Below are 9810 nucleotides of genomic sequence, written 5' to 3' on the forward strand. Positions count from 1 at the left end.
AAGTGTAGAAGTAGCGGTAACTACGCGAAAGGGACGACTCCTCGAGGAGCCGTCCCTTTCGCGTGCGTGGGTCAAAGACCCCGGCGGGGTGCGGGCGGCAGCGCGGCCGGGATGTGGTGCATTCCCGTGCTGTACTGCCGCCCGGTCGCCTGCCAGACGGCGGTCGCCGTCGCGGTGTGCCCCTGCTGCGCGGCGCCCTGGCGCGCGGAGAGCGCACCCGCGCTGTACGAGCTGTAGGAGTTGTACGAGTTCGACGAGCCGTAGGAGTTCGTACCGTGCGGGAGGCTTCCGAAAGCCGTGAAGCCCAGCTCCTCTTCGCCGTGCCGGTCGCCGGGCAGGGCCCGGTAGGACCTGACCCACTCGGCGTAGAGCGCGTCGTAGATCGGCGTGGTCGATGACCCGACCGGAGGATCCTGGGCTTGTCGCGCGGACGGGATCGGCTGGAAGGGACGGCGGCGGGGGACGTCGTAGGTGTGCACGTATGTGCCAACGACCCCACTGCCCAACGGATGCGGCCACCGCGTTGCTTTCGCAGGTCAACCGGAGTGTGCCCGGCGCACTTTCGGACGGTCCGGGCTCCGCTCCCGCCCGCTGCTCAGGTCCCCGCGAGCGGCAGGGTGGCGCCTACGAGCTTGCCGTTGGCCGCCGCCTTGTCGAGCGCGTCGCGCAGCAGGTCCTCGCGGGGCTGGCGGCCGATCGACCCGACCGGGGCGGCGAACAGGAGCACCTGCTGGTGCTTGTTGGCGGCCGCCCGCCAGCTCTCGGCGACCTGGAGCGCCTGGTGCGCCTGCCACCAGGCGACGGGGGAGCCGCCACCCGTGCCCGGCTGGAGCACGGCGTGCAGCTGGCCCATGGCGAGCAGCACGGACCAGCCGTGCAGCACCGGCGGCACCGAGTTGAGCTCCGTCACCGGCATGAAGCCCTGCTCGATGAGGAGGGGCAGGAAGTCGTCGCCGACATCGGTCGAGCCGGGCCGCACGATGGGCCCGGTCGGCTCGACGACGAGGGCCGGGTGCAACTCGCCGTTGATCAGGACGAGTCCGCTGGTGACCCCGAGCACGGCCTGCTCGGGGGCGGCCTCGGCGGGTACGCCGCCGGGGCTGATCGAGCGGACGGCGCCCTGCAGTTGCTCCTCGGTGACCTGCACGACCTGTGAGGGCAGACAGGTGGCGTGGGCGAAGGCGAGGACGGCGGTCTCGTCGCCGATGAACAGGACAGTGCTGGTGCGCTCCTGTTCCGAGTCGCCCGGGGTGCGGCAGGACGTGCAGTCGTAACTGCCGGGGGCGTTCTCTCCGGCGAGCAGCCGGTCGGCTTCTTCGTCGCCGATCTCGGCGCGTACGTCGTCGCTGACGTCGAGCATGCGCGGCACGGTGGCTCCTCGGGATGCGGTGCGTGGCGGTGCCGGGTGGCTCCCGGCCCATGAACCCGGAGGGTTCCCGGCTCATGAAGATGACAACGGGCGATCTGTGGCCGGAGTCACGCCCGAGAGCGAACGGAATCGAACCATCCGACGCCCAGCGTGAGGCTCTCCCCGGAATCAGTCACTCCCAGTCAACTTCTATGAGGACCAAGGAAGTTGGTCCAGTGAAGTGAGTCACAGATCACCAGGGCGGCAGGTCGACAAATCCGGAAATCACCCAATGAAGTGGGTGGCCTAAATTCGACGATACTCGCGGTAACGGCGAACTGGCCTCGAATGACAAGGACTTGGTTGATATCGGGGCGACGGGCTCCATAGATTGCTCCGCCGTGTGCAACGAGCACCGCTCGGGTACGTCCGCCGGCCGAACCAAGCCAGCTCGCAGCACAGCCTCCGGCGGACGGGGCGGAGCGCGACGACCGCGCCCTACGCGCAGGGAACCGCGCCCCGCCTTGGGGGACCCCGAGTGTTTCGAGAGGGAACTTCATGTCCGTATGTGCCCAGAACACTCAGGTCACTCATAAGGCTCGTACGACTCGTACGACGGCGGTCCTCGCCGGCGCGGCACTGCTCGCCCCGCTCGGACTGCTCGCCGCGACCGGCAACGCCGCCGCGGCCGACAGTGGAGTGTGGGACCGCATCGCGCAGTGCGAGAGCGGCGGGAACTGGCACATCAACACCGGAAACGGCTACTACGGAGGACTTCAGTTCTCCGCCGGCACCTGGCGCGCGTACGGCGGAGCGGCCTACGCGTCGACCGCCGACAAGGCGTCCAAGGGGGCGCAGATCGCCATCGCCGGCAAGGTCCAGCGCGCACAGGGATGGGGCGCGTGGCCCACCTGCTCGGCGCGCGCCGGAGCCTACGGAAACGCGCCCGCGTCCTCGGGCGGCGGGTCGGCCGCGGGACCGGCCGTGACGAAGTCAACACCCAAGACGGCGCCGTCGACGTCGAAGCCGTCGAAGGCGCCTGCACGTCCGTCGGGCCACACCAACCGCGGCTCGTCCCGGGGCGACTACACCGTCCGCGGCGGCGACACGCTGAGCGGCATCGCCGCGCGGCACGGGACCACCTGGCGGAAGATCTACGCCGCCAACAGGGCCGTCATCGGCGGTGATCCCGACCTGATCGTGCCCGGACAGCGGCTCGACATCTGAGCCCACCCCCTCGCTCCGGGCACGGGGCTCCGCCCGGTCCTCCGACCGGGTGGGGCCCTGCTCGCGCCGGGCGCGGCTCAACGTGCGGGCGGCGCGGGCCGCTTAGCGTGGCCCGATGTACCTCATGCCGGCCACGCGGACCCCGCCGAGCCCGTCGATCACGCGCGTTCGGTACGCGGCTGTGGTCGCCGCCGCCCTGGCCGTCCTCGTCCTCCTTGTCCTCCTCCTCGTTCCTCAACGGGCGGCCGCCGCTCCCCCGCCCCCGTTTCCCGGCTCCCAGGCCGTACAGGTGTCCTACGACTGCGCCAAGGATCAGTGGCCCTGGGGCTGCGTCGCCGAGTGCGAGAGCAGCGGACGCTGGAACGCCAACACCGGGAACGGCTTCTACGGTGGGCTGCAGTTCCGGCGGCCCACCTGGGAGAAGTTCGGCGGGCTCGCGTACGCCCCGCGTGCCGATCTCGCCACGCGCCAGGAGCAGATCACCGTCGCAGAGGAGGTGGTGGCCACCCAGGGATGGGAGGCCTGGCCCGCCTGTTCCAAGAGGTACGCCCTGCGGGGCCGCATGCATGCGGTGAAGGCCGGCGAGACACTCTCGTCGATCGCCCGCAAGTACCGGGTCAAGGGCGGCTGGCAGGCGCTGTACAAGGCCAACAAGAAGATGATCGGGAGCCGTCCGGGACTGCTGAACGTGGCTACCCTGCTCGTCATCCCGAAGGGTTCGCGCCGCGCCCGGCGCTCGGACCGCGCCCTGTTCGGCCCGCCCTTGAGCCCCCTGACCCCGTCGGCCCCCCTGTCGACTCGGCCGCCTCTCCGCTGAAGGCGACCGCGCCACGGCGCAGTTCATGGACATACGTCGTCCGGCCCGCCCGTTCGCGCAGGCCAGGCGGCAGCCGCTGCTCCGCGACCACCACGCACGCGTGGAGGCCGCTCAGCAGCTCGTACGTCCGTGCCGCGACCGCCGGTGACATGCCCTGCGCGGGTTCGTCGACGAGCACCACGCGCGCGCGTGCCAGCAGGGCGCGGGAGAGCGCGAGCATGCGCTGCTCGCCGCCGGAGAGGGTGCCCGCGCGGCGGGGGAGGAGGGAGGCCAGCTGTGGGTAGGCGTCGAGGGCGGCGGCGAAGTCGGCGGCGGCCAGCTCCAGGTTCTCGCGGACGGTGAGCGAGCCGAAGACGGCCCGGCGCTCCGGGACGAGGCACAGCCCACGCCGGGCGCGCTCGTAGGCGGGCAGGCGCGTCACGTCGGCGCCGTCCCAGACGACGGCCCCGCCGGACAGTGGCACGGTGCCGGCGAGGGCGCGCAGCACGGTCGTACGGCCGGAGCCGTTGCGGCCCAGGAGCACGGTGAGGCCGGGGCCCGGGGCGGCCAGGTTCACGCCGTGCAGGGCCTCCAGGGGGCCGTAGCGCACGCGCGCGTGGCGCAGGGCGATGCTCATCCGCCGGTCCCCGTCTCCAGGACGCGGTCGGCGGGCCCGGAGGCGACGATCCGTCCCGCCGCCATGACGTGGACGGTGTGCGCCAGGTCGGCGACCAGGTCGAGGTCGTGCTCGACGACGAGGAGTGCCGCGCCGTCCGCGGCGAGGGCCCGCAAGACGCGGGCCAGCGCCGTCACTTCGCCGGTGTCGAGTCCGGCGGCGGGCTCGTCGAGGAGCAGCACCCGCGGGCCCCCGGCGAGCGCCCGCGCCAGCTCGACGCGTCGCAGCGTCCCCGTCGGCAGCCCCGCCGCGTGCAGCGTCCGCACCGGGCCGTCCAGCCCGAGCAGCCGCAACGCCCGTTCGACGGCGGCCGGATCGGCGAGACGGCCCTGCTCAGCGCCCACCCGAACAATTTCGGCAACGGTCAATGACGGGAAAACCGCCAGCTGTTGGAATGTCCGAGCGATCCCCAGCCGGGTACGCGCCTGCGCGGCCAGCCGGGTGATGTCCCGCTCCCCGAGCAGCACCTGCCCGCACGAGGGGCGCAGGGTACCGGCGAGACAGTGGAAGAGCGTGCTCTTGCCTGCGCCGTTGGGTCCCACGACGGCGGTGACCTCTCCGGGCAGCACATCCAGGTCGATGCCGTCGAGGGCCGTGAAGCCGCCGTAGGAGACGTGGAGCCGGCGGGCGCGGAGGGCGGTGCGGGCCGGGACAGGGGATGCCGGGTGGGGCCCGGCTCGGCGTGGGATGGCGGTCCAGCGCCGCGGGGCCGGATCCCGTCCCGGTTCGCTTGGCGGTGCGGTCCTGCCGGTTCGCGGGGCGACCTCTGGCCGGCTGGGGGGTGCGTGTGGTTCCCCGGCGGGCGCATCGGTGTCGGGGACGGCCCAACCGGCAGCGGTGGGCGGCACGGCGCCGGCAGATGGAGGGGCCGGGGGCCCCAGGCCTGAACCGTTTGGGAGGTCGGACTTGAGCGGAGCGCGTCGGACGTCGTGCGCCGCGGATGCTTCCGGTCGCCGTCGCCTCGGCACGACCGGCGTGATTCTCCCCGGTACGACCGGCGTGATTCTCCCCGGTACGACCGGCGTGATTCTCCCCGGTACGCGCGGTGTGGCTCTCCCTGGTACGCCCAGCGGGGTTCTCCCCGTGCCCGGGTGCGCGGTCGGCACCGGTCGCCGGGCGCTCCCCACCTGTGCCGGGAGCAGTTGTCGCCGTACGCCCGTTCCCAGCGGTGTCAGTGTCGCCCGGCGGCGCAGCCGGAGGCGGGAGGCCGCTGTGCGCAGCGCTTCGTACGGGCCTCCGGGGAAGCGGCCGACGAGGACCGCCAGTACGCCGATCAGGGCCGCCGCCACGCCGCCGCGTGCCCCCGCGTCGAGCCCCACCAACAGGGCCGCAGCGGCCAGGGCGCCGAGGACGCTGTCGGCGCCGAGGACCACGACCGCGGCGAACCACAGCAACCCCCGGACAGGGTCGTACGCGGCGGCGTCGAAGGCGCGCAGGCCCATGCCGAGCATGCCACCGCCCAGCGCGGCCAGTGCGGCGCCCGCGACGAACGCGGTCAGCTTCAGGGTGGGGACACGGACGCCCGCCGCCGACGCGCCCGACTCGTGGTCGCGCATGGCGGCCAGGGCCCGGCCCGTACGGCCTCGGCGCAGAGCACTCGCGGCGAGCAACGCGGCGGCCAGCAGGGCGAGTTCGAGGACGTAGTACGCGCGGTCGCCGTCGAAGCCGGCCGGGCGGTCCAGCGACAGCCCTGACGTGGCGTACGGCTGGGCGAAGACGAAGCGGCTGACGCCCACGCCCACCGCGAAGGTGGCCAGCGCGAGCGCCAGCCCGTGGCGGCTGATCGCCGGCCAGCCGGTCAGCACGCCGAGCGGGGCGACCAGCAGCACGGCCACCGCGAGTGCGGCCAGTTCCGGCAGCCTCGGCAGGCCGGGGAAGCGGCCCGCCGCCAGCAGAGCGGTGAAGAGGGCACCCAGACCCGCGTACGCGGCCTGCCCCAACGAGATCTGCCCGCCCCGGCCGGTGACGACAACCAGGGACAGCAACACCACGCCCAGCGCCGGGACCTGCACCGACGTATGCAGATCCGAGCCCGCGAACCCGAGGGGCAGCAGGAAGAGCACGACCGCCACTATCCAGGCGCCCGGCGGCGTCGCCACGCGGGCCGTCGCCGTGCGCGGCAGCGCGTCGCGGGTGCCGATGCCGGGCAGCACGAGCGCCGCGATCAGCAGTGCGACCACGAACAGGTTCGCGCCGACCGCCTGGAGCAGCGGTTCGGCCCAGCCCGCGGGGTGCAGCCGCGTCAGCTGGCTCTGCGCGACCCCGATACCGAGGGCCACCACGACGGCGATGGGGAGGCTGCGCATCCGGGCGGCCACCGCCACCGCCATCACCTCCATCACGAGCAGCGGCATGCCGTACGGGTCGAGGCGCACGTAGGCGGCGAGCAGCACGCCCGTCAGACCCGCCGTGAACGAGCCGAAGGCCCAGCCCGCCGCGGCCACCCGGTCCGCGTCGATGCCACCGAGGACGGCCAGCGAGCGGTCGTCGACGACGGCACGCAACTCCCTGCCGAAGCGGGTCCAGTGCGTCACGGCCCCCACGCCCACGGCCAGCGCGACGGCCACCGCCAGTTGCCCCCACGGATCCGCCGACACCAGCGCCGGCGCGTCCGCGCGCGCCCCGGTGCCCCACACCAGGGCGGCCCCGCCGACCATCAGGACGAAGACGCCGATGGACGCGACGAGGGTCTGCGCGGGGTCGCCGCCCAGGACGGACAAGGGGCGGAAGACGAAACGTTCCAGGACCATGCCGATGGCCGGGGCCACGACGAGGAGCGTCACCGAGGCGCCGAGCGCGAGCGGCCAGCCCCACTCGACGGTGAACTGGCGCAGCAGATACGCGCACACCATCGCGATCGCGCCGTGCGCGAAGTTGAGTACGCCGGTGGCCCGGTGAGTGACGATCAGCCCGATCCCGGTGAGCGCGGCGGCGCTGCCGACGGAGAGACCGGCGAGCACGAGGTCGTACGTCAGTGACGCCATCAGTCGCCCGGTTCGGCGGACGGATCAGCAGCGGACGGATCAGCGGCGGAGGGGCCGGCGGCGGATCGATCGGCGACAAACGGACCGGCTGCCGAGGGACCGATGGTGGACGGACCGGCGGCCGACGGGCCCGTGGCGATTGGCTCGGCCGGGGAGGGATCGGCGGTGAATGGACTGGTGGTGATTGGACCGGCGGGGGAGGGATCGGCGGTGAATGGACCGGCGGGGGAGGGATCGGCGGTGAACGGGCCGGTGGTGATTGGATCGGCCGGGGACGGACCGTTGGCGGCTGGACCCGTGGGGGACGGCTCGCAGATCGGGCACGGTGCCAACTCCCCGCTCGCCAGCACCCGCGAGTCCACCGGCACGGCCTCCGGCTTCCCGGCGACCAGGGGGCAGTCCGCGCGGTGCCACAGCGTGCCGCCGGGCACCATCAGCAGTTCGCCGCTGGTGGCCAGGGGCGTGGCCGCCAACTGCCCGGGCTCATCCGCGTCGGCGGGCTCGGCCGCCACGAGCAGCCCGTACAGCTCCTCGACGCGCGCCGCTGCCAGCGCGTTCCTGCCGTGCGTGAGCAGCACCGCGCCCGCGATGATCAGCGCCGCGCCGGGCACCGTGCACGAGGCGAGGTAGGGCAACTGGCGTTCGGCGTACCGCTCGCCCGAGATGCCGTACCAGCCGATGACGCACAACACCGCTCCGGTGGCGAGCGCGGCCCACCCGGCCCACAGGACGGGGTGCACGGTCCGCAGTCGAGCTGTCCGCATCCGGGCTCCCACACGTCATGTGTCTGTCCATGTCAGCCAATGGCTTGCACTATGCCTTCTGGAAGTTGACCCTGAAAGCACCGGGCGCACCTGGCCCGGACGACACCCGGTGGTGAGCCAGATGGTTCTCGGGAGCGATCTCAGGCGGGCGAACGGCCGGGGGGTGGCAGCGGCGGTCGTCCTCGTCTTCGCCGCGGCCCTCACCGCGTGCGACGACAGCGGCGGCCGGTCCACGACGGTCCCCACCCCCTCCGTGGAGAAGTCGACGAGCGCTCAGCCCAGTGCCGCGGCCCCCTCCGATCCGGCGGCGGCCGAGAAGGAGATCAAGCGGAACTGGGAGAAGTTCTTCGACCCGGCCGTCCCCCAGAACGACAAGCAGGCCGTCCTGGAGAACGGCGACCGGATGACCAAGGTCCTGCAGGGCTTCAACGGCGACAAGCGCGGCCAGCAGGTCCAGGCGAAGGTCGAGAAGGTCGAGTTCACCTCGCCGACCGACGCGAACGTGACGTACTCGCTGACCCTGAAGGGCGCCACCGCCCTACCGGGCGCCTCCGGGACGGCCGTTGAGCAGGACGGCACCTGGAAGGTCTCCGTCAAGACGCTCTGCGCGCTGGTCCAGCTGAGCGGCAATGAGTCGCCTGGCCCCGGTTGCTGAGTCGGCCGCCCTGGCCGTGCTGCTCCTCCTGGGCACGGCCTGCGGCAGCCGCCTCCCCGAGAGCGACTTCGAGCACCGGTCCACGCCCACGCCGCCAGGAGGCACCGCCCCGATCCGCGTCGGCATCATCACCAGCGCCACCAGTCCGGTCGGCGGCTCCGCCTTCACCGGCCCGCGCGACGGGGCGAAGGCCTACTTCGACCGGCTCAACTCCCGTGGCGGCATCGACGGGCGGCTCGTCGAGGTGCGTCTGTGCGACGACGGGGGCAGTGGTGTCGGCAACAACGAGTGCGTGCACAAGCTGATCGACGAGGACAAGGTCGTCGCCCTCGTCGCCACCACCGCCCTCGACTACGCGGGCGCCTCCCGGGTGTCCCACGCGCGCGTGCCCGACATCGGCGGCCAGCCCATCGGTGCGGCCTACGACACGTACCCGCACCTGTACGGGATCTACGGCAGCCTCTCGCCCCGGAGCGGCACCCCCGGCTGGGGCGGCAAGCTGTACGGCGGCACCGAGGTCTACCACTACTTCAAGCGCGCGCAGGGCGCCCGTACGGCCGCCGTCGTCTCCTACAACCAGTCCGCCTCGGCCGCCTACGCCCGGCTCGTCACCCAGGGACTGAAGGCCGAGGGCTACAAGGTGGTGAGCGAACAGGTCGACTTCGCGCTGCCCAACTTCCGGGCTGCCGCCGCCGACTTGAAGGACCAGGGCGCCGACCTCGTCTTCGACGCCATCGACACGCACGGCAACGCCCAGCTGTGCAAGGCGATGGACGACGTAGGTGCCAAGGTCATCGCCAAGGTCACCAACGTCCAGAACTGGACGTCCACCGTTCCCGAGGACTACAAGGACTCTCCGCGTTGCCGCAATGCCCTGTGGGCGACCGGGTCGAGCCGGAATTACGAGGACACCGGTGACGCCGCTGTGCGGGAGTTCCGCGACGCGACCAAGGGGCTTGCGACGCACTCGCAGTGGCAGGTGGAGGGGTGGGCGGCCGCGAGGTGGTTCGCGGACGCGGCGCAGTCCTGTGCGGGGCGGGGAGTGACGCGGGCGTGTGTCGACGGATTCATGAACCGGGGGGAGCCGTACACCGCCGGTGGGCTGCTGGTTCCGGTCGCGTACGAGCGCCTCGCCAAGCCTCCGAAGAGTCGCCGAACGTGCCTGTCGGTGGCCCGTTGGACCGACGGCCGGGGCTGGGTCTCCCAGGGGGACATGAACGCCAACTGCTTCGAGGTGCCGCAGCTGCCGTATCGGCCGTGACGGGGTGTGGGTGAGGGGATTTCGCCCCCTCCGCCCCTACCCGGTACCTGGGGGGCTCCGCCCCCCAGACCCCCCGTATCGCGCTTCGCGCTCGTCCTC

8 protein-coding genes and 1 pseudogene are annotated in these 9810 nt (G+C 72.6%); 4 read left to right on the plus strand and 5 right to left on the minus strand.

Features of this window, described 5'->3' with window-relative positions:
* Window positions 1-71 precede the first annotated feature (71 nt).
* Both AB0D27_RS34860 and AB0D27_RS34865 read right to left on the minus strand, forming a co-directional pair.
* Complete coding sequence (locus tag AB0D27_RS34860) at window positions 72-479, minus strand: hypothetical protein (protein WP_362516623.1); 408 nt, start codon at window positions 477-479, stop codon at window positions 72-74.
* A 116-nt stretch (window positions 480-595) separates the two neighbouring features.
* Window positions 596-1369: a hypothetical protein gene (locus AB0D27_RS34865; protein ID WP_362516625.1), complete on the minus strand. Its 774-nt coding sequence runs from the start codon at window positions 1367-1369 to the stop codon at window positions 596-598.
* A gap of 537 nt (window positions 1370-1906) precedes the next feature.
* On the opposite strand from AB0D27_RS34865, the gene AB0D27_RS34870 reads away from it, so the two are divergent.
* Together AB0D27_RS34870 and AB0D27_RS34875 are read left to right on the plus strand one after the other, a co-directional pair.
* Window positions 1907-2575, plus strand: a complete 669-nt coding sequence (locus AB0D27_RS34870; RefSeq protein ID WP_362516627.1) for a transglycosylase family protein — start codon at window positions 1907-1909, stop codon at window positions 2573-2575.
* Window positions 2576-2690: 115 nt separating this feature from the next.
* A complete protein-coding gene (locus tag AB0D27_RS34875) occupies window positions 2691-3392 on the plus strand; it encodes a transglycosylase family protein (RefSeq protein ID WP_362516629.1) in 702 nt (233 codons plus the stop codon).
* Here AB0D27_RS34875 and AB0D27_RS34880 read toward each other — a convergent pair.
* The 3 genes and pseudogenes from AB0D27_RS34880 to AB0D27_RS34890 form a co-directional block, all read right to left on the minus strand.
* Window positions 3280-4008 (minus strand): ATP-binding cassette domain-containing protein, encoded by a 729-nt coding sequence (locus AB0D27_RS34880; protein WP_362516631.1) that lies wholly within the window; start codon window positions 4006-4008, stop codon window positions 3280-3282. The genes AB0D27_RS34875 and AB0D27_RS34880 overlap by 113 nt on opposite strands.
* Window positions 4005-7031 carry an ATP-binding cassette domain-containing protein gene (locus tag AB0D27_RS34885; protein WP_362516632.1) on the minus strand — a complete coding sequence of 1009 codons (3027 nt, stop codon included), beginning with the start codon at window positions 7029-7031 and terminating at the stop codon, window positions 4005-4007. The genes AB0D27_RS34880 and AB0D27_RS34885 overlap by 4 nt, the downstream gene beginning before the upstream one ends.
* A gap of 302 nt (window positions 7032-7333) precedes the next feature.
* Window positions 7334-7795, minus strand: a pseudogene (locus AB0D27_RS34890) (hypothetical protein); the annotation flags it as partial.
* A 121-nt stretch (window positions 7796-7916) separates the two neighbouring features.
* Here AB0D27_RS34890 and AB0D27_RS34895 point away from each other — a divergent pair.
* Together AB0D27_RS34895 and AB0D27_RS34900 are read left to right on the plus strand one after the other, a co-directional pair.
* Window positions 7917-8450, plus strand: coding sequence for a hypothetical protein (locus AB0D27_RS34895; RefSeq protein WP_362516634.1), 534 nt, complete (start codon window positions 7917-7919; stop codon window positions 8448-8450).
* Window positions 8425-9711 (plus strand): ABC transporter substrate-binding protein, encoded by a 1287-nt coding sequence (locus tag AB0D27_RS34900; RefSeq protein WP_362516636.1) that lies wholly within the window; start codon window positions 8425-8427, stop codon window positions 9709-9711. The genes AB0D27_RS34895 and AB0D27_RS34900 overlap by 26 nt, the downstream gene beginning before the upstream one ends.
* Window positions 9712-9810 lie beyond the last annotated feature (99 nt).

Source organism: Streptomyces sp. NPDC048415 (assembly GCF_040651675.1).
In the GTDB taxonomy this organism is placed as follows: domain Bacteria; phylum Actinomycetota; class Actinomycetes; order Streptomycetales; family Streptomycetaceae; genus Streptomyces.

Bases quoted from the DNA above. Each gene is read 5' to 3' on its own strand.
- AB0D27_RS34885 (WP_362516632.1), bottom strand. From the start codon at position 7,031: ATGGCGTCACTGACGTACGACCTCGTGCTCGCCGGTCTCTCCGTCGGC.
- AB0D27_RS34895 (WP_362516634.1), top strand. From the start codon at position 7,917: ATGGTTCTCGGGAGCGATCTCAGGCGGGCGAACGGCCGGGGGGTGGCA.
- AB0D27_RS34880 (WP_362516631.1), bottom strand. From the start codon at position 4,008: ATGAGCATCGCCCTGCGCCACGCGCGCGTGCGCTACGGCCCCCTGGAG.
- AB0D27_RS34900 (WP_362516636.1), top strand. From the start codon at position 8,425: ATGAGTCGCCTGGCCCCGGTTGCTGAGTCGGCCGCCCTGGCCGTGCTG.
- AB0D27_RS34870 (WP_362516627.1), top strand. From the start codon at position 1,907: ATGTCCGTATGTGCCCAGAACACTCAGGTCACTCATAAGGCTCGTACG.
- AB0D27_RS34875 (WP_362516629.1), top strand. From the start codon at position 2,691: ATGTACCTCATGCCGGCCACGCGGACCCCGCCGAGCCCGTCGATCACG.